An 18,790-nucleotide genomic window follows, 5' to 3' on the forward strand; every position below is an offset into this window, starting at 1 on the left:
CGTCGCAACTCGATACGAGAAGCACGACGCAAACTACCTCGCCCTCGTCAAACTCGCCTCAGCCAAAATCTGGATGCGATTTATGAGTCGGTGACCTAGACCATCTGAAATGAACGAACCGTTTTCATCATGCAAGACAGGCAGGCAAGACAGGCTGGGCGATCATCTTCTCTGACCCGAAAAGGTTGATTTGCACCGCTTCATCGGCCAAAGCCGCGCGACTATGGCCGACAGCACAAAAAAACCCCTTTGCCTGCAAGACATGATCTTGCGCCTGCACAGCTTCTGGAGCGAACAGGGCTGCCTGATCCTCCAGCCTTATGACATGCGCATGGGGGCAGGGACGTTTCACCCCGCCACTACCTTGCGCGCGCTGGGGCCAGAGCCGTGGAGCGCGGCCTTCGTGCAGCCCTGCCGCCGCCCGACCGATGGCCGCTATGGCGAAAATCCCAACCGGTTGCAGCATTACTACCAGTATCAGGTGATCCTGAAGCCAAGCCCCGCCAACTTGCAGGAACTTTACCTGCAATCGCTGGTGCAGATCGGCATCGATCCGCTGGTCCATGACATCCGCTTTGTCGAAGATGACTGGGAATCGCCCACACTCGGGGCGTGGGGCCTTGGCTGGGAAGTCTGGTGCGATGGCATGGAAGTCACCCAGTTTACCTATTTCCAGCAAATGGGCGGGTTCGATTGCAAGCCGGTGGCAGGCGAATTGACATACGGTCTGGAACGTCTGGCGATGTACATTCAGGGCGTCGATAACGTCTACGACCTTGCTTTCAACAATCACGGCGTTTCCTACGGCGATGTGTTTCTCGAAAACGAGAAGCAGATGTCCAAATGGAACTTCGAAGTGGCCGATACCGAAAGCCTGTTCGAAGGTTTCCGCCGTGCCGAGGCCGAATGCCAGCTCTCGCTGACCAACAACGTACCGATTGCCGCCTATGAGCAGGCAATCGAGGCCAGCCACCTGTTCAATCTGTTGCAGGCGCGCGGCGTGATCTCGGTGCAGGAACGTGCCAGCTACATGGGCCGCGTCCGCGATCTTGCGCGCGGATCGTGCGAGAAATTCATGGAAACGAACGCCGACAAATGGGCTGCCCAATATCCGGAGTGGAGCAAGTGACCGATTTCCTCCTCGAATTGCGCTCAGAGGAAATTCCCGCGCGGATGCAGGCTGGCGCGCGCGCCGATCTGGAAAAGCTGTTCGTCAAGGAACTGGCCGCTGCCGGATTGAAGGCGGGCGAGGTCACGGTATGGTCCACCCCGCGCCGTCTGGCCCTGATCGCCCGCGATCTGCCACTGGCTACCGAGGCCGTTTCCGAAGAAGTCAAAGGCCCGCGCACTTCTGCGCCAGAGCAGGCACTTGAAGGCTTCCTGCGCAAAACCGGCCTGACCAAGGACCACCTTGTTGAACGCGACGGCGTGTGGTTTGCCGTGATTGAAAAACCGGGCCGCGCCACCAAAGACGTGCTTGCGCAAGCCATCCCTGCCATCATCCGTGCGTTCCCCTGGCCCAAAAGCCAGCGTTGGGGCGCAGCTTCCATTTCCACCGAAAGCATCCGCTGGGTCCGCCCGCTATCAGGCATCGTCGCCATCCTTGGCGAAGACCTGATCGAATGCGAAGTGGGCGGCGTGACATCAGGCTATGCCACACGCGGTCACCGTTTCCACCACGACGGTGAAATTACCATCGGCGGCGCGAATGACTACGCTGAAAAGCTGCGCGCCTGCCATGTGATCGTTGACCACGCCGAACGCGAAGCGATGATCCGCGACAAGGCCAAGGCTGCTGCGGAAGCTGCCGGTCTGGTGCTGGTGGAAGACGAAGGCCTCGTCATCGAAAACGCTGGCCTTACCGAATGGCCGGTGCCTTTGCTGGGCCGTTTTGACGAAGCGTTTCTTGAGGTTCCGCCTGAAGTTATCCAGCTAACTGCCCGTATCAACCAGAAGTATTTTGTCTGTGAATTCCCCTCCCGCTTGCGGGAGGGGCTAGGGGAGGGCCTGTCATCAAGCGCGCGGGGAGAATTGGCCAACGCCTTCGTCTGCACCGCCAACATCGAAGCCACTGACGGCGGCGCGGCCATCATCGACGGCAACCGCAAAGTCCTCGCCGCGCGCCTGTCGGACGCGCGCTTCTTCTGGGAACAGGACAAGAAAAAGCCGCTTTCCGAACATGCCGAAAAGTTGGCGCGCATCACCTTCCACGAAAAACTGGGCACGGTAGCCGACAAGGTGGAACGCGTCGCCAAACTCGCTCGCTGGCTGGTAGAAGAAGGCATTGTAAAGCCCTCGCCCGGGTTGGGAGAGGGGGCGGCAAACGCAGCGCCCGCAGTCCCCCACACCCCGGCCCTCTCCCCTGAAGGGGAGAGGGAGATTTTGGCCAATCAAGCCGAACTCGCCGCGCGCCTGTGCAAGGCTGATCTCGTCACTGAAATGGTCGGCGAATTCCCCGAACTCCAGGGCCTGATGGGCGGCTACTACGCCCGCGCCGAAGGCCTCCCCGACGCCGTAGCCGACGCCATCCGCGATCACTACAAACCGGTAGGGCAGGGCGATGACGTACCGACCGCGCCGGTGACGGTAGCCGTGGCGCTGGCGGATAAGCTGGATACGTTGGTTGGGTTTTTTACAATTGATGACAAGCCCACCGGTTCGAAAGATCCCTTCGCGCTGAGAAGGGCTGCTTTGGGGATTATCGCTCTAGTCAACAAGCATTCACTTCGGGTCGATGTAGGACGCGTTTGTGATTACCTTTTCGATGATTTATTCCGTCAGCGAAAGTTCGTTCCGCACTGCTATCAGATCGATTTTGAGTTTGAAGGCTCAGTTCGTTTTGATGCAGGGTGGATGCTGAGCTTTAATTTTTCAGATAATCTCGAAACTTTCTGGTTTGATAAAAAGACGTCTGACGATGCCTTCCAAGTTCCTTATTCACAACGGGAGGCAGATTCTTACTCAAGCGCTAGGTTTGTAGCTAAAGCAACTCTTCCTTCTAGTGTTTGGACATTTTTGGTTGACCGCCTCAAAGTCCAGCAACGCGAAGCAGGCGTTCGCCACGACCTGATCGACGCTGTGTTCGCGCTAGGCGGTGAGGATGATCTTGTCCGCCTTCTAGCCCGCGTCCATGCGCTGCAAGCTTTCGTCACCACCGAGGACGGCACCAATCTCCTCGCAGGGTACAAGCGCGCTGCCAATATCCTGAAGAAGGAAAACTTCTCTTCCCCCCTCCCCGTTGGGGAGGGGCCGGGGGCGGGGGTTACTGCGGCTGTCGAAAGCTACACCCGTGAACCTGCCGAACAGGCGCTGATTGACGCGTTGAACGCCGCAGAACCGCTGGTAGAATCCGCCATTGCTGGCGAGGACTTCACCGCCGCCATGGCCGCGCTTGCCAGTTTGCGCGGGCCGATTGATGCGTTTTTCGAAGCGGTGATGATCAATGATCCTGATGCGGCAAAACGGGCAAGCCGCCTTGCATTGCTCGACCATTTTCGTGCTGCAGTGCACAAAGTAGCGGACTTTTCATACATCGAAGGCTAAAGAGCGGCTGTCACTCCGGACGCTGATCCGGCAAAACCAGAGATTGCAGGGAGCATCGTTACCGCATGAGCGCATACGTATTCCATTTCGGCGGTGGGGCCGTGTCAGCAGACGCGCGCGCCAAGGACAAGACCATTGTCGGCGGGAAGGGTTCAAACCTTGCCGAAATGGCGGGCATCGGCCTGCCAGTACCTCCGGGCTTTACCATCACCACCGAAGTCTGCACTGCCTACAACGCTAATGGCAAGACCTTTGATGATGCCCTGCGCGCGGGCGTTGCCAATGGTGTGAAGCACGTTGAAGCCGCTACCGGCCGCGTTTTTGGCGATGCGGTGAACCCGCTGCTCGTCTCGGTGCGTTCGGGCGCGCGTGTCTCGATGCCGGGCATGATGGACACCGTGCTGAACCTCGGCCTGAACGACCAAACGGTTGAAGGCTTGGCCGCCGGATCGGGCGATCCGCGTTTCGCCTGGGACAGCTATCGCCGCTTCATCCAGATGTATTCGGACGTTGTGCTGGGGCTTGACCATCACCGCTTTGAAGATGCGCTTGAAATCGTCAAGGAAGACAACGGCTTCTTTAATGATGTCGAACTTGGGGCCGAACATTGGCAGGCGCTGGTGGACGAATACAAGGCGATTGTTGCACAGCAACTTGGCCGCCCGTTCCCGCAGGATGTGCATGAACAATTGTGGGGTGCTATCGGCGCAGTGTTTGATTCATGGGAATCGGACCGCGCCAAAGTCTACCGCCGCCTGAATGACATTCCTGCAGATTGGGGCACTGCCGTCAACGTGCAGGCGATGGTCTTCGGCAACATGGGAGAAACATCGGCCACCGGCGTCGCCTTCACCCGCGACCCTGCCACGGGCGAGCGCGCCTATTATGGCGAATGGCTGGTCAATGCACAGGGTGAGGATGTCGTCGCCGGCATCCGCACCCCGCAATACCTGACCAAGGCCGCCCGCGAGCGGGCAGGGGCCAAGCCGCTCTCGATGGAAGAAGCGATGCCCGGTGCCTATGGCGAACTGGCTGCCGTTTTCGACCTGCTGGAAAAGCATTATGCCGACATGCAGGACATCGAATTCACGGTGGAGCAGGGCAAGCTGTGGATGCTGCAAACCCGTTCGGGCAAGCGCACCGCCAAGGCTGCGCTGAAAATGGCAGTCGACATGGTGGGCGAGGGCCTGATTGACGAGGCCACCGCGATCCGCCGGATTGATCCGATGGCGCTTGACCAGCTTCTTCACCCCACGCTTGATCCCAAGGCAGCGCGTGATGTGCTGACGCGCGGGTTGCCGGCATCGCCCGGCGCGGCGTCGGGTGCGGTTGTGTTTGATGCAGATACGGCACAAGCCAAAGCGGAACGCGGCGATGCCGTGATCCTTGTCCGCGTGGAAACATCGCCTGAAGACATTCACGGCATGCATGCGGCGCGCGGCATCCTGACGGCGCGTGGTGGCATGACGTCACACGCCGCAGTGGTTGCGCGCGGCATGGGCCGTCCTTGCGTTTCGGGTGCATCAGCCTTGTCCATCGATATGGCCAGCCGCACCGCACGCATTGGCAATCGCGAAGTCAAAGAGGGCGATATCATCACCCTTGATGGATCGAACGGCGATGTGATGGCGGGTAAAGTTGCCACGGTAGAGCCGGAACTGGTTGGCGATTTTGGTACCTTGATGGTGTGGGCCGACAAGCACCGCCGCATGAAAGTGCGTACCAACGCCGAAACGCCGCTCGACTGCCAGGTAGCGCGCCAGTTTGGTGCAGAGGGCATCGGGCTTTGCCGCACCGAGCACATGTTCTTTGAAGCAGGCCGCATTTCAGCGGTCCGCCAGATGATTCTGGCCGATGACGAGGCCGGACGCCGCAAGGCTTTGGCCAAGTTGCTGCCGGAACAGCGCAGTGACTTCCAGTCGATCTTCGAAGTCATGGCGGGCCTGCCCGTCACGATCCGCCTGCTCGATCCGCCGCTGCACGAATTCTTGCCGCATGCTGACGCCGAATTTGCAGACCTTGCCAAAGTGACCGGTCTTGGCGTCGAGCATTTGAAGCGCCGTGCGGGCGAATTGCATGAATTCAACCCGATGCTGGGCCATCGCGGCTGCCGTTTGGGCATAACCTTCCCCGAAATCTATGAAATGCAGGCACGAGCGATCTTCGAGGCGGCGTGTGACGTGGCCGAACAGTCCGGCGATGCTCCCATCCCCGAAGTGATGATCCCGCTGGTCGCTACCCGCAAGGAACTGGAAATCCTGCGTGCACTGGTAGACCGGGTGGCGCTGGAAGTGTTCGCCGAAAAGGGCCGGACGCTGGAGTACATGGTTGGCACCATGATCGAATTGCCGCGCGCTGCGCTGATGGCCGGAGAGATTGCCGAAGAGGCCAAGTTCTTCTCGTTCGGCACCAATGACCTGACTCAGACAACACTCGGCGTTTCAAGAGACGACGCCGCGCGCTTCCTGAACCCCTATGTGGAACAGGGGATTTACCCGCGCGATCCGTTTGTCAGCCTTGATATCGAAGGCGTCGGCCAATTGGTGGAACTGGCTGCTGAACGTGGCCGCAAGACCAGGCCAGACCTGAAGCTTGGTATCTGCGGCGAACATGGCGGCGATCCTGCCTCCATCGCGTTCTGCGAAAAGACCGGCCTCGATTACGTATCAGCCAGCCCGTATCGCGTACCGATTGCGCGCCTTGCCGCAGCGCAAGCAGCGCTGGGCTGAGGCATCAGAACTTGGGTGGGCGAAGCGGTTTTGCCCACCCGCTCAGCGTCAGTATCTCGAACCGCTCGGTCACTTTGCCGTCAGCCTCGGCGCGGGCGGCAAAGGCGGCTTTGGCGCGGGCGAGGGCAGCTTTTGTCAGGGGTATGCCGGGGTTGGCCAGGCAATTGCCAAGCCCTTGCGCGCGCAAATCACCGACCAGACGCGCGAGTGAACTGAACCGAACGTCGATGTGATGACTGTCGATCACAGGGTCGGCAAAGCCACATCGTTGCAGCAGCTGTCCGCCCGCACGCACATCGACTTGCGGATGTATGCGCGGCGAGGGACGGTCGGCATCTGCCTCAAGCATGATACTGCGAAGCGCTGGCAGCGATCCTGCGCCCATGAAGCAGGCGATCAACAATCCGCCATCATTGAGTGCGCGGCGCAAATGTACCAGAGCGCCCGGCAAATCGTTCAGCGTATCGAGCGTGCCAAGGCTGGCGATAAAATCGAAGCCCTGATCGGTTGAAATGGGCGCCTCTTCATTTACCAGAAGCGGATCGCGGGTTTCAATCTGTGCAGTCAAGGGCGCCAATCCTGCGGCCATTGCGCCGGTCCAATCACCGATCAGCAGTGCGCGTTCGGGTTCGTGCCGCAGAAATGACAGCCGGTCGAGGACGTCATCGACCATATCGGCAGCAATGTAGCGCGGAGCATCGGAAGCATGCTGCAAGTGGGCCATGCGTCGGCGCAGGGCTTTCCGCCGATTTGGCGCGAAAATAGTGGGGGGCGAAGTGGCCATAATCCGCCATTGCCCGTCTGCGCTGCTCTTGCCAAGTGCCCCGGTGGGCTGGACAACCAAAGCCATGTCTCGCCTTGCCGTACTGATGCCGGTTATCGATTTCGTGTTCCCGCCGCGCTGTCCGCTTTGCGGCGTGCCCGTCGCCGAACATGGTGGGCTATGTCTTGATTGCTGGGGCAAGCTGGCAGTGCCGACTGGGACCTGTTGCAGTTTGTGCCAGAGGCCTTTGGGTGAGGGGTTTGGTGAAGGGGCGGATCTGGTTTGCGCCCCGTGTATGGCCGAACCGCCACGCCATTCAGGGATCGCTGCGGCAACGTTGTATAACGACACTTCGCGGGCACTGGTCCTTGCATTGAAGTATGCCCGGCGGATCGGCCTTGCACCAATGATGGCGCGGATGATTGCGCCGCGCTTGCCGGTTCTTGAAGGGCAGTGGCTGTTTGTCCCTGTGCCGCTGCATCGTTGGCGGATAATGAAACGTGGTTTCAACCAATCTGCGCTGTTGGCAGGCGAATTGGCCAGAATGACCGGGCAACGCTTGGTCGTTGACGGTCTTGTGCGTCCAAAAGCTACACCTCCGTTGGGTGGATTGAACCGCAAAGCGCGCGCGCGGATGCTGTCAGGTGCAATTGCGCCGTACCCCCGACGTTTGGACGTGCTGAAAGGCGCCAAGGTTGTGCTGGTGGATGACGTCATGACGAGCGGCGCCACAACAAATGCCTGCATCATTGCGTTGCGTAAGGCGGGTGTGGTGCAAGTCCGGATAGCGTGCTTTGCGCGCGTGATGGATGAAGCCCTGAACACTTCGAGAAACCAGCAAGAGATCAGCAGCTAGGACAAACGAAAACGCCCGGAGCATAAAGCTCCGGGCGTTCTTCGTGACGAATTTCTGCGAGCGTTCGCGTAGTCCGCGATACGGTGGCCCCCTGACCAACCCGCCTGTTCCCTCACCGTCCGATGGCAACTCGCGCGGCCAATATTGGCCTGCTGCGGAGTTGCCGATCGGCCCCTCATGTGTTTCCCTGAACATTGGCGTTTGGTAGCCGAGCCCTGAGGCTGTTCAGTCTGCGATTCCCTCAAACCGCAAAGACTTAATCGTTCATTCATGCTGTTTGCGAAAGTCGATTATGTCTCAGGCGTGGATTTTGCTGCTCTATTGTGGTTATCGTGCAACAAAATCCGGCAAGCGTGTTGTCGGGAAAGAAAGGCCGCTATTCCTGTGTCCACCGCCGATCAGACTGCCATGCGAGAACAGGGCACCGCGTTCATGCCCAAATTCGATGATAATGGACTGCTCACGGCGGTTGCAATTGATAACCGGTCGGGCACCTTGTTGATGTTAGCGCACATGGATGCAGAGGCAGTCGCCAAAACCCTTGAAACCGGCTTTGCCCATTTCCATTCGCGTTCCCGAGGGCGGCTCTGGATGAAAGGCGAAAGCTCGGGCCATGTGCTCAAGATCATCGAAATCCGGGTAGATTGTGATCAGGATGCACTCGAATTGCGCGTCGAACCCGCCGGGCCTGCGTGTCATACTCTGGCTCCGACCTGCTTTTACCGGCGGATCAGTGACAAAGGATTGCTGGAACGCGTGGTAGATTGACGCTTACGTAAAGGTTAGGTAGCATGGGGTTATGTCACAGCACCATGCCGCAGCGACTCGCGACCACACCGGACACCTTGAACAGCCCGATGCGTTGAAGCGCGATCAGTTCACAATTTCGGACTTGTCGAACGAGTTCGGCGTTACCGCGCGCGCTTTGCGCTTTTACGAGGATGAAGGTTTGATCGCGCCAACCCGCGTCGGGCTTTCGCGAATTTATTCCAAGCGGGACCGTGCCCGGTTGGCGTGGATCATGCGGGCCAAGAATGTCGGTTTCAGTCTGGCCGAAATCCGCGACATGATCGACTTGTATGATGTTGACGATGGCCGCGCCGAACAGCGCCGGGTTACCATCGCCAAATGTCGTGAACGGATTGAACAACTCCGCCGCCAACAGGCAGATATTGCTGCCACCGTCGATGAACTCACCAGCTTCGTCGAACTCGTCATTCAGAAGGAGCGGTCGGAAGGCCGTGATCCAAGCCTGAGCCATTAAGGGATACAGAGAGATGCCCGTTTACAACGCACCAACACGCGACACACGCTTTGTCATTAACGAACTGCTGCGGCTTGAATCCTATGGCAACTTGCCCGGTTTCGAGAGTGCCACGCAGGATATGACCGATGCGATCATTGAAGAAGCAGGCCGCTTTGTGAATGAAGTCGTTGCCCCGCTAAACCTGTCGGGCGACAAGGAAGGATGCACGCGTCACGCCGATGGCAGCGTCACCACGCCTAGCGGATTCAAAGAGGCCTATCGTCAATACATTGATGGTGCTTGGGGCACATTGGCTGCTCCAGAAGCCTACGGAGGGCAAGGTTTGCCCCACGTTATGGGCTTTACCATGGAGTGCTACCTCGCATCGGCCAATCAGGCTTTTGCAATGTACCCTGGCCTTGCAAATGGGGCGATTTCGGCCATCCGCGAAAAGGGCTCGCCCGAACAGCAGGCAATGTATTTGCCGAAGATGGTCAGCGGTGAATGGCTCGGCACGATGAACCTGACCGAGCCGCATTGCGGTACGGACCTTGGTCTTATCAGAACACGGGCCGAACCGCAGGCCGATGGTTCATATGCGATAACCGGTACCAAGATTTTCATTTCGGCAGGTGATCATGACCTGACCGAGAACATCATCCACCTTGTTCTTGCCAAAACGCCGGGTGCGCCGGAATCCAGTAAGGGCATTTCATTGTTCATCGTGCCCAAGTTCATCGTCAATGCCGATGGAACTTTGGGGGATAAGAACAGCGTCAGTGTGGGCTCGATCGAAGAAAAGATGGGCATACACGGCAATGCCACTTGCGTCATGAATTACGATGGCGCGAAAGGCTGGATGGTTGGCGAGGAGAACAAGGGCCTTGCCGCGATGTTCATCATGATGAACGCGGCGCGGCTTGGCGTGGGTATGCAAGGGTTGGCGCAAGCCGAAGTCGCCTATCAGAACGGCTTGGCCTATGCGCTAGACCGGCGTCAGGGCCGTGCCTTGACGGGGCCAGCCGAACCGCAAGAGCGCGCCGATCCGATTATCGTTCATCCCGATGTCCGCCGCATGTTGATGGACGGCAAGACCTTTGTCGAAGGCATGCGCGCCTTGTGCCTGTGGGGTGCGCTTCAGGTTGATTTGACGCACAAGGGTGCGACCGAGGCGGACCGTCAGGAAGCTGATGATCTGATCAGCCTGCTCACCCCGGTGATCAAGGGCTATGGCACCGATATGGGCTATAAAGTTGCCACGGACATGCAGCAGATCTGGGGTGGCCACGGTTACATCGCTGAAAACGGCATGGACCAGTTTGTGCGCGATGCCCGCATCGCCATGATCTATGAAGGGGCCAATGGCGTTCAGGCGATGGACCTTGCAGGTCGCAAGTTGGCGTTGAATGGCGGGCGTGCGGTACAGCGCCTGTTCGCGCTGGTGGATGGCGAATGCGCTGAAGCCTCGACAGACGAAACAGTGCAATTGGTGTCAGAGCGCTTGTCCAAGGTAACGGGCGAGATGAAGGCCGCGACGATGTGGTTCATGCAGAACGCAATGGCCAACCCCAACAATCTGGGTGCTGGCGCGTACCCTTACATGACGCTGACGGGCATCGTATCGCTTGGCCTGATGTGGCTGCGCATGGCCAAGATCGCCAGTGCGGCTATCGCCAATGGTGCAGAAGACAAAGCGTTTTACGAAGCGAAACTGGCCTGTGCCCGCCATTGGGCCACGCGCCACGCGACAGAGGCGGGTGCGCTGCGCCGTGAAATCGAAGCGGGCAGTGAAACGGTCATGGCTTTGAGCGCCGATCAGTTCGCCATCGCATAACATTATCCGCCGGGGAAAGTTTGGCGCTTTCCCCGGTTTATCCAAGCACTTCGTCAAGCATTTCCATCAAAGCGGACCAGCTTTGGCGGTCGGCACTTTTGTCATAGCCAATGGCTGCCATGCCGCGATCATCGCTGCCCGGGTCGGTAAAGCCGTGTTTTACTCCGGCGTAGCTGTGAAAGTGCCAATTGGCGCCGGCTGCGTCCATTTCTTCCCAGAACGCCAACACTTGCGCACGGGGCACAAGCGGATCAGCGTCACCGTGGCACACCAGAATGCGCGGTTTGACGACGCCATGACCTGCGGTAAGTGCCGTATCAAGCAGTCCGTGAAAGCTTGCAGCAAGAACAAGATCAGCCCCGTCACGCGCCAGTTCAAGCGCTGCTTGCCCGCCCATGCAATAGCCGATTGCCGCGACAGGTAAGCCTGCTGCAGCGTCATGGTTCACCAGCGCGGCAAGGCCTGCTTGGAGCCGCTGCCGGTAATGTTCGGGCGTTGCGCGCAAGGGGCCTGCCAATTCGCGCGCATGATCGAAATCGCGCACCTGGACGCCATAAAAGTCAGCGATCATGGCCACGTATCCTGCTTGCGCCAACATATGCGCACGGCGGATCATCGGCGTGTTGCAGTTGACGATGGTCGGCAAGACCAGCACCGCCGCTTTCGGTTTGCCCTCCGGGCGCACGAGGAAGCCGGTCAGTTGAACATCACCGTCTTCGTAGTCTATTTGTTCCATCGCCATTATTGCTTATTCCGGCAAAAAGTCGGGGACAGAAAGATAGCGTTCGCCCGTATCGTAATTGAAGCCAAGCACCCGACTGCCTGCTGGCAGACTGGGCAGCTTTTGTGCGATGGCAGCCAGTGTTGCGCCTGATGAAATGCCAACCAGCATTCCTTCCTTGGAGGCGCAGAGACGGGCCATTTCCTTGGCATCTGCCGGATCGACCTGGATTGCGCCGTCAATCGCCTTGGTGTGCAAGTTGCCGGGAATGAACCCTGCGCCAATGCCCTGGATCGGATGGGGAGCAGGCTGCCCGCCCGAGATGACCGGCGAAAGCGTAGGTTCAACCGCATAGGCTTTTAGAGATGGCCAATGCCGCTTCAATTCTTCGGCGCATCCGGTGAGATGCCCGCCTGTGCCGACGCCAGTGATCAGGATATCAATTGGTTCATCAGCAAAGTCTTTAAGGATTTCCTGCGCGGTTGTTCGGACATGAATGTCGACATTGGCGGGGTTATCAAACTGTTGTGGCATCCACGAACCATCAGTCTGCTCGATTAGCTCCTTTGCCCGTTCAATCGCACCCTTCATGCCCTTTTCGCGCGGCGTAAGGTCAAATGTCGCACCATAGGCCAGCATCAGGCGGCGACGCTCGAGCGACATCGATTCCGGCATCACTAGGACCAGTTTGTAGCCTTTGACGGCCGCGGCCATGGCAAGGCCAATCCCGGTATTGCCCGAAGTTGGTTCAATAATCGTGCCGCCGGGCTTCAGGCTGCCGTCCGCTTCGGCAGCTTCGATCATGGCAAGGCCGATGCGGTCCTTGATTGAACCGCCGGGGTTGGCGCGCTCACTTTTTACCCATACTTCATGGTCAGGAAACAGGCGCGACAAGCGAATGTGCGGGGTGTTGCCAATAGTGGCGAGGATCGAATCCGCTCTCATATCGCATTGCTCCTTCAAGTATTTCGCGCGAACTTAGGACGATCTGTAGCGCGCTGCAAAGGTTCGTGCATTTTTGAGTTCAGGGAAATATAAAAACCACAGGCCAGTCACGGCAATGGCGCCGATACCGCCCATGAGCACTGCGCCCACAACTCCCAAAAACGCAGCCGCCACGCCCGATTGCATTTCCCCCAGCTCGTTTGATGCCGAGATTGCGAGGCCCGATATGGAAGAGACACGCCCGCGCACATCGTTTGGTGTGTGGAGCTGGACCAAAGTGGACCGGATGAAAACCGAGACCATGTCACCAGCACCGATGCCGGCGAGCATCAGCAAGGACAAATAAAAGTTGGTCGACAGGCCAAAGCCTATGGTGAACACGCCAAAAACGGCAACGGCAAGTAGCATTTTATTGCCGACGTTGTTCGCGATTGGCCGGACAGAAAGCACGAATGCCACCAATGCGGCACCAACGCCGGGCATTGCGCGCATGATGCCAAGCCCATTAGGCCCCACTGGTTGTCCGTCCACCATCAGAATGTCGCGTGCAAAGACGGGCAACAGGGCGGTCGCACCGCCTAACAACACTGCAAACAAATCCAACGTGATGCAGCCAAGAAGAAAGCGATCATTCCAGACGAATGACAATCCTTCACGGATCTGGCGGACGGGGTGGACATCGCGATTGCCCGCCGGGGGCGGCAAGCGCCTTATGCCAAACACGCAAATTGCCGAAAGTGTCAGCAGCGCGGTTGATGTCCAGTACGGGAGGGACGGATGGCCCGCGAAAAGAAGTCCGGCAATTGCTGGGCCACCCACTGATCCGATTTGCCATGCCATCGAATTAATCGCGATAGCCTTTGGCATTAATTCAGCCGGCACGATGTTAGGGGCGATCGAAGATAAGGCAGGGCCGATGAACACGCGGGCTGTGCCATGGAGCGCGGCAAGCCCGAATAGCAATGGCAGCGTCAACATTCCCAATTGCGTAACGACTGCCAATGATAAGGCGACTGTCATATCAAGGCAGATTGCAAGACCGGCAACCATTCGCCGATCAAACCGGTCAGCCACGACGCCTGCTACCGGCGTCAGCAGAAAAAGCGGCAAGAACTGTGCAAGGCCAAGCAGCCCGAGCTGGAACGCGGCTTCGGCAATCGTCATGCCGTATTCGCTCCGGGCAAGATCGTAGAGCTGGTAGCCCAGGATCACGACCATCCCTGATGTCGCCAAAACGGAAAAGAAGCGCGATATCCAGAATCGGCGGTAATCAGGGATCGCGAGCGGCGATTTTACGACTGGCAAATCGGATGGGGAGCGGTCTATCACGCCACGCGCAATGCCAGCGTCGTGGCGTCATGCCAAGCACGCAAAACTGGTGCGTGTTCATAAATCCGTTGCCGGTCGACGCTTTTTCAGTTGGCCGAGCGGAGCTTTGGATTTGGTACGAAGCTTTTGATCATCTTATTGAAATCATCCAACCGGACGATGCGTTCGAACTGAAAGCCTGCGCGCTCGCCGTCGATCCACACAAGGAACGCCTCGATCTTGCCCACTTGTGGCAAGCGGATGGTCACGCGGTCACCCCTGCCAAGCCCTTCGATCCCCGTGGCCATGAAGCCAGTGGTCGAAACGTTGACGAGTTGCAGCATGATGTCACCGCGAGCGCGATGCTCACCGATAATCGGCAAGTTCAGGTGGTGCCTGGTCGAACGACGCAAGTCGGTGACTGAAAGCTGTGCTCCGCCGCGCATCGTTCCTCCTTGGCGTCCGGTGTGGAGACAGCGCTATAGGATTGTAATGCCGAACATTTCGTAAACCCCCGGCAATTGCTTGCCGGTAGCGGCAAGGGGTTGCCGTTAGGATTGCCGAAACTTTCTGTCACGTGCGGCGCAAGATACCATGCTTCTTTTTGCCAGAAGAAACGCGGATTTCTGCGGCTTTCAGCGTGATGCGGAAGGCTTCATCAGTTACTGCTTCACCATCGACACGCGCTCCGCCGCCTGCAACCAGCCGCTTTGCTTCGCCACGGCTTGCCGCAAATCCAAGTCCGACCAGCGCATCAATGATTCCGATGTCTTCTTCAGCCACGTCGAAAGTCGGCAGATCCTGTCCGAGTCCCCCCCCTGCAAAAGTAGCAGCCGCAGTAGCTTCGGCAGCCTTGGCAGCCTCGTCACCGCGTACCAACCGGGTGACCTCGTTGGCGAGCACGACCTTGGCGCTGTTGATCTCGCTGCCCTCAAGCGATTCGAGGCGCTTGATCTCATCCAGCGGCAAATCGGTGAAAAGACGCAGGAATTTGCCTACGTCCCGATCATCGACGTTGCGCCAGTATTGCCAGAAATCCCACGCGGGCAGGGCGTCTTCGTTCAACCACACCGCACCAGCGGCGGTCTTGCCCATCTTTTTGCCGTCAGCGGTGGTTAGCAGCGGCGTTGTCAGTCCGAACACCTCGCGACCGTCCTTGCGGCGGGTCAACTCGATGCCGTTGATGATATTGCCCCATTGGTCCGATCCGCCCATCTGCAGGCGCACGTCCATCGCTTTGTTCAAATGGCGGAAATCGTAACCTTGCAGGATCATGTAATTGAATTCGAGGAACGTCATCGGCTGTTCACGATCCAGCCGCAGCTTCACCGAATCAAAGGTGAGCATGCGGTTGACGGTGAAGTGCGTGCCCACTTCCTGTAGCAGTTCGATATAGCCAAGCTTGCCCAGCCAATCGTGATTGTTCACCATCACGGCGTCAGTCGGGCCATCGCCGAAAGTCAGCAGGCGCGAGAAGACCTGGAAGATCGAGGCAATATTGTCCTCAATCGTCTGGTCCGACAGCATCTTGCGGCTTTCATCGCGTCCGGTGGGGTCGCCGATGCGCGTGGTGCCGCCGCCCATCAACACGACCGGCTTGTGTCCGGCCTGTTGCAAACGGCGCAGCATCATGATCTGGACAAGACTGCCGATATGCAGCGATGGTGCAGTGGCATCGAAGCCGATATAACCCGGCACCACGCCCTCGATCGCCAATTTGTCGAGCCCTTCGGCATCGGTCAACTGGTGGATGTAGCCGCGCTCATCAAGCAGGCGGAGGAGGGGGGATTGGTACTGGGTCATCGTGGCCTTCTTATAATAACGCGGCGCGCGTAGCACGGAGAACAGCGCTTGGAAACGTATGAGCTATTGTTCCATCGGGCCAATCCGCCGCTGGCCTTATCCTCGGTGCAGGCGCGGATCCTCTCGCTTGACGCCCATTGGCTGACGTTGCGGTGGCGGGTGGAGGGTGCCGGGCAAATGGTGCTTCCACCGTTTGCGGGCAAGCGCCGTGCGGACGGGTTGTGGCAGACGACGTGCTTCGAGCTATTTGTAAAGCCGGATGGCGGCGATGCTTATGCCGAGTTCAACTTGTCGCCATCGCAAGCTTGGGCCGCTTATGATTTTAGTGCTTACCGCCAGGGCATGGCCGAACGCCCCACCCCGCGCGATGCGGTGTGCACGCCGCGCCGTGGCCAATCGGTGCTGATCTTTGACGCTGCCATTCCCGCAGCCGCTTTGCCGCCTATGCCGTGGGCTTATGGATTGAGCGCGGTGATCGAGGAGGAAGGCGGGCGCAAGTCCTACTGGGCCATCGCGCATCGTGAAGATAAGCCCGATTTCCACTGCGAGGCTTGCTTCGCAGCAAAGCTTGCGGCACCTGCTGCCCCATGAAGTTCGGTATCGATAGGCTGCTGGCCGACCCCGCCCTGCGTGCGCCTCTGGAAGGGCGCCGCATCGCACTTGTTGCGCATCCTGCCTCGGTGACAGAGGGTCTGGTCCATTCGCTGGATGCGTTGGCGGCGTGTCCGGGGATCACGTTGTCCTCAGCTTTCGGGCCGCAGCACGGGCTGAAGGGCGACAAGCAGGACAACATGGTGGAGACGGCCGACGAGCTTGATCCGGTCTATGGCATTCCGGTGTTCAGCCTTTACGGCGAGGTCCGTCGCCCGACGGCGCGGATGATGGACAGCGCCGATGTATTCCTGTTCGATCTGCAAGACCTTGGCTGCCGGATCTATACCTTTGTAACTACACTGCTTTACCTGCTTGAGGCCGCCAGTGGCACGGGCAAGGCGGTGTGGGTGCTGGACCGGCCCAATCCCGCAGGGCGTCCGGTTGAGGGAACCACGTTGCTGCCCGGTTGGGAAAGCTTTGTGGGGGCAGGGCCGATGCCGATGCGGCACGGCATGACGCTGGGCGAGATGGGCCATTGGTTTATCAAGCACTTCAAGCTTGATGTGGATTACCGCGTGATTGCGATGGAGGGCTGGGCGCCTGAAGCCGGGCCGGGTTTCGGGTGGCCTGATAGCCGCATATGGATCAACCCTTCGCCTAATGCAGCCAGCCTGAACATGGCCCGCGCCTATGCCGGGACGGTGATGATCGAGGGCGCTACTGTATCGGAAGGGCGCGGCACAACCCGTCCGCTGGAAGTGCTGTTTGGTGCACCTGATGTGGATGCAAAGGGCGTTCTGGCGCAAATGCACTCCATTGCACCGCAGTGGATGACGGGTTGCGCGATCCGCGAATGCTGGTTCGAGCCGACGTTCCACAAACACGCCAAGACATTGTGCAACGCGCTGATGATCCATGCCGACGGCACATTTTATGATCACCACGCGTTTCGTCCATGGCGGCTGCAGGCGCTGGCCTTCAAGGCGATCCGGAAGCTTTATCCCGATTATCCGCTGTGGCGTGATTTTGCCTATGAGTATGTGTTCGACAAGCTGGCGATCGACGTGATCAACGGCGGGCCTGTCTTACGCGAATGGGTGGATGATGCGGCCTCAACCGCAGCCGATCTCGACGCAATAGCAGGGCGCGATGAAGCCGCTTGGGTGGAAGCACGGCGGGCGTTTCTGCTTTATTGAGAGTCCTAGTGCTTCTTGCGCGTTAACTCGCGCATGGCGCTGTCCAAACCTTCGAGGGTAAGGGGGTACATGGAGCCGCCGAGGATGTCCTTGAGCATTTTAGTGGACTGGGAGTAGGCCCATTGTCTTTCGGGAACGGGGTTTAGCCATACGGTGGCGGGGTAGGTTTGCGCCACGCGTTGCATCCAGACCGCGCCGGGTTCTTCGTTGAAGTGTTCGACGCTGCCGCCGGGGTGGCTGACTTCATAAGGGCTCATCGCGGCATCGCCGACGAAGACGACTTTGTAATCGTGGCCATATTTGTGAAGAATGTCCCACGTGTTGGTACGATCAGTCCAGCGGCGCTTGTTGTCTTTCCACACGCCTTCATAAAGGCAGTTATGGAAATAGAAGAACTCCATGTTCTTGAATTCGGCGGTGGCGGCGCTGAACAGTTCTTCGACAAGCTTGATGAACGGGTCCATCGATCCGCCGATGTCGAGGAATAGAAGCAGTTTGACGGCGTTGCGCTTTTCGGGGCGCATCTTGATATCGAGCCAGCCCTGACGCGCGGTGCCTTGGATGGTGCCCTGCAGATCAAGCTCGTCCGCTGCGCCTTCGCGGGCAAAGCGGCGGAGGCGGCGTAGTGCGATCTTGATGTTGCGGGTGCCCAATTCGCGGGTGTTATCAAGGTTCTGGAATTCGCGCTTTTCCCACACCTTGATTGCGCGGTTATGCTTGCCCTCGCCGCCGATGCGCACACCTTCGGGGTTGAAGCCGCCATTGCCGAACGGGCTGGTCCCGCCGGTGCCGATCCACTTGTTACCGCCTTGATGGCGCTTTTCCTGCTCCTCCAGCCGTTTCTTGAGCGTATCCATGATCTCGTCCCAACTGCCCAGGGCTTTGATCTTTTCCATCTCTTCAGCGGACAGGAACTTATCGGCAATGGCTTTGAGCCAGTCTTCGGGGATTTCAACCGGGCGCTGGCCGTAATCGGTGAGAGCGCCTTTGAAGACCTTGTTGAACACCTGATCGAAGCGATCCAACATGCCTTCGTCTTTTACGAAGGTGGCGCGGCTGAGATAGTAGAAAGCCTCGGGCGTCTGGTCGATCACGTCTTTGTCGAGCGCTTCGAGCAGTGTCAAATGCTCTTTGAAGCTGGCCGATATGCCGGCGGCGCGCAATTCGTCGACGAAGTTGAAAAACACTTGAGACCGCTCCTTTGGCTTAACCTTCTGATTAAACGCTTAACGCTGGGTCGGCAAGGGTGTGC

16 protein-coding genes are annotated in these 18,790 nt (G+C 58.6%); 9 read left to right on the top strand and 7 right to left on the bottom strand.

Features of this window, described 5'->3' with window-relative positions; genetic code table 11:
* The first annotated feature begins 223 nt into the window (after window positions 1–223).
* From B7Y89_RS15655 to ppdK, 3 genes are all read left to right on the top strand, one after another.
* Entirely contained in the window at window positions 224–1,129 is a 906-nt protein-coding gene (locus B7Y89_RS15655) for a glycine--tRNA ligase subunit alpha (protein WP_292939515.1), read from the top strand.
* Window positions 1,126–3,543, top strand: coding sequence for a glycine--tRNA ligase subunit beta (gene glyS, locus B7Y89_RS15660; RefSeq protein WP_292939518.1), 2,418 nt, complete (start codon window positions 1,126–1,128; stop codon window positions 3,541–3,543). The genes B7Y89_RS15655 and glyS overlap by 4 nt, the downstream gene beginning before the upstream one ends.
* 65 nt (window positions 3,544–3,608) lie before the next feature.
* Window positions 3,609–6,272, top strand: a complete 2,664-nt coding sequence (gene ppdK / locus B7Y89_RS15665) for a pyruvate, phosphate dikinase (protein WP_292939519.1) — start codon at window positions 3,609–3,611, stop codon at window positions 6,270–6,272.
* Window positions 6,273–6,276: 4 nt separating this feature from the next.
* Here ppdK and B7Y89_RS15670 read toward each other — a convergent pair whose 3' ends face one another.
* Window positions 6,277–7,056 carry a methyltransferase domain-containing protein gene (locus B7Y89_RS15670; RefSeq protein WP_292939584.1) on the bottom strand — a complete coding sequence of 260 codons (780 nt, stop codon included), beginning with the start codon at window positions 7,054–7,056 and terminating at the stop codon, window positions 6,277–6,279.
* Between the two features lie 64 nt (window positions 7,057–7,120).
* Here B7Y89_RS15670 and B7Y89_RS15675 point away from each other — a divergent pair, with 64 nt between their 5' ends.
* From B7Y89_RS15675 to B7Y89_RS15690, 4 genes are all read left to right on the top strand, one after another.
* Window positions 7,121–7,891 (top strand): ComF family protein, encoded by a 771-nt coding sequence (locus B7Y89_RS15675; protein ID WP_292939521.1) that lies wholly within the window; start codon window positions 7,121–7,123, stop codon window positions 7,889–7,891.
* A 408-nt stretch (window positions 7,892–8,299) separates the two neighbouring features.
* Window positions 8,300–8,659, top strand: a complete 360-nt coding sequence (hisI, locus tag B7Y89_RS15680; protein WP_292939587.1) for a phosphoribosyl-AMP cyclohydrolase — start codon at window positions 8,300–8,302, stop codon at window positions 8,657–8,659.
* Window positions 8,660–8,690: 31 nt separating this feature from the next.
* Window positions 8,691–9,155, top strand: coding sequence for a MerR family DNA-binding transcriptional regulator (locus B7Y89_RS15685; protein ID WP_292939524.1), 465 nt, complete (start codon window positions 8,691–8,693; stop codon window positions 9,153–9,155).
* Between the two features lie 13 nt (window positions 9,156–9,168).
* Window positions 9,169–10,971 (top strand): acyl-CoA dehydrogenase C-terminal domain-containing protein, encoded by a 1,803-nt coding sequence (locus tag B7Y89_RS15690; RefSeq protein ID WP_292939527.1) that lies wholly within the window; start codon window positions 9,169–9,171, stop codon window positions 10,969–10,971.
* 37 nt (window positions 10,972–11,008) lie between these two features.
* Here B7Y89_RS15690 and B7Y89_RS15695 read toward each other — a convergent pair whose 3' ends face one another.
* The 5 genes from B7Y89_RS15695 to tyrS form a co-directional block, all read right to left on the bottom strand.
* Window positions 11,009–11,713, bottom strand: coding sequence for a dienelactone hydrolase family protein (locus B7Y89_RS15695; RefSeq protein ID WP_292939530.1), 705 nt, complete (start codon window positions 11,711–11,713; stop codon window positions 11,009–11,011).
* Window positions 11,714–11,719: 6 nt separating this feature from the next.
* Window positions 11,720–12,637, bottom strand: a complete 918-nt coding sequence (gene cysK, locus B7Y89_RS15700; RefSeq protein WP_292939532.1) for a cysteine synthase A — start codon at window positions 12,635–12,637, stop codon at window positions 11,720–11,722.
* A 33-nt stretch (window positions 12,638–12,670) separates the two neighbouring features.
* Window positions 12,671–13,966, bottom strand: a complete 1,296-nt coding sequence (locus B7Y89_RS15705; RefSeq protein ID WP_292939534.1) for an MFS transporter — start codon at window positions 13,964–13,966, stop codon at window positions 12,671–12,673.
* Between the two features lie 86 nt (window positions 13,967–14,052).
* A complete protein-coding gene (locus B7Y89_RS15710; RefSeq protein WP_292939537.1) occupies window positions 14,053–14,391 on the bottom strand; it encodes a PilZ domain-containing protein in 339 nt (112 codons plus the stop codon).
* 127 nt (window positions 14,392–14,518) lie between these two features.
* A complete protein-coding gene (gene tyrS / locus B7Y89_RS15715) occupies window positions 14,519–15,748 on the bottom strand; it encodes a tyrosine--tRNA ligase (RefSeq protein ID WP_292939540.1) in 1,230 nt (409 codons plus the stop codon).
* A gap of 48 nt (window positions 15,749–15,796) precedes the next feature.
* Between tyrS and B7Y89_RS15720 the strand changes: the two genes are divergently transcribed.
* Both B7Y89_RS15720 and B7Y89_RS15725 read left to right on the top strand, forming a co-directional pair.
* Window positions 15,797–16,339 (top strand): DOMON-like domain-containing protein, encoded by a 543-nt coding sequence (locus B7Y89_RS15720; protein ID WP_292939543.1) that lies wholly within the window; start codon window positions 15,797–15,799, stop codon window positions 16,337–16,339.
* Window positions 16,336–17,538, top strand: a complete 1,203-nt coding sequence (locus B7Y89_RS15725; RefSeq protein ID WP_292939546.1) for a DUF1343 domain-containing protein — start codon at window positions 16,336–16,338, stop codon at window positions 17,536–17,538. The genes B7Y89_RS15720 and B7Y89_RS15725 overlap by 4 nt, the downstream gene beginning before the upstream one ends.
* Before the next feature lie 5 nt (window positions 17,539–17,543).
* Here the strand turns inward: B7Y89_RS15725 and B7Y89_RS15730 are convergent, their stop codons facing one another.
* A complete protein-coding gene (locus tag B7Y89_RS15730; protein ID WP_292939549.1) occupies window positions 17,544–18,725 on the bottom strand; it encodes a VWA domain-containing protein in 1,182 nt (393 codons plus the stop codon).
* Between the last annotated feature and the right edge of the window lie 65 nt (window positions 18,726–18,790).

This window comes from Novosphingobium sp. 32-60-15, from assembly GCF_002280675.1.
GTDB lineage: Bacteria > Pseudomonadota > Alphaproteobacteria > Sphingomonadales > Sphingomonadaceae > Novosphingobium.

Bases quoted from the DNA above. Each gene is read 5' to 3' on its own strand.
- B7Y89_RS15655 (WP_292939515.1), top strand. From the start codon at position 224: ATGGCCGACAGCACAAAAAAACCCCTTTGCCTGCAAGACATGATCTTG.
- ppdK (WP_292939519.1), top strand. From the start codon at position 3,609: ATGAGCGCATACGTATTCCATTTCGGCGGTGGGGCCGTGTCAGCAGAC.
- B7Y89_RS15670 (WP_292939584.1), bottom strand. From the start codon at position 7,056: ATGGCCACTTCGCCCCCCACTATTTTCGCGCCAAATCGGCGGAAAGCC.
- B7Y89_RS15675 (WP_292939521.1), top strand. From the start codon at position 7,121: ATGTCTCGCCTTGCCGTACTGATGCCGGTTATCGATTTCGTGTTCCCG.
- hisI (WP_292939587.1), top strand. From the start codon at position 8,300: ATGCGAGAACAGGGCACCGCGTTCATGCCCAAATTCGATGATAATGGA.
- B7Y89_RS15685 (WP_292939524.1), top strand. From the start codon at position 8,691: ATGTCACAGCACCATGCCGCAGCGACTCGCGACCACACCGGACACCTT.
- B7Y89_RS15690 (WP_292939527.1), top strand. From the start codon at position 9,169: ATGCCCGTTTACAACGCACCAACACGCGACACACGCTTTGTCATTAAC.
- B7Y89_RS15695 (WP_292939530.1), bottom strand. From the start codon at position 11,713: ATGGCGATGGAACAAATAGACTACGAAGACGGTGATGTTCAACTGACC.
- cysK (WP_292939532.1), bottom strand. From the start codon at position 12,637: ATGAGAGCGGATTCGATCCTCGCCACTATTGGCAACACCCCGCACATT.
- B7Y89_RS15710 (WP_292939537.1), bottom strand. From the start codon at position 14,391: ATGCGCGGCGGAGCACAGCTTTCAGTCACCGACTTGCGTCGTTCGACC.
- tyrS (WP_292939540.1), bottom strand. From the start codon at position 15,748: ATGACCCAGTACCAATCCCCCCTCCTCCGCCTGCTTGATGAGCGCGGC.
- B7Y89_RS15725 (WP_292939546.1), top strand. From the start codon at position 16,336: ATGAAGTTCGGTATCGATAGGCTGCTGGCCGACCCCGCCCTGCGTGCG.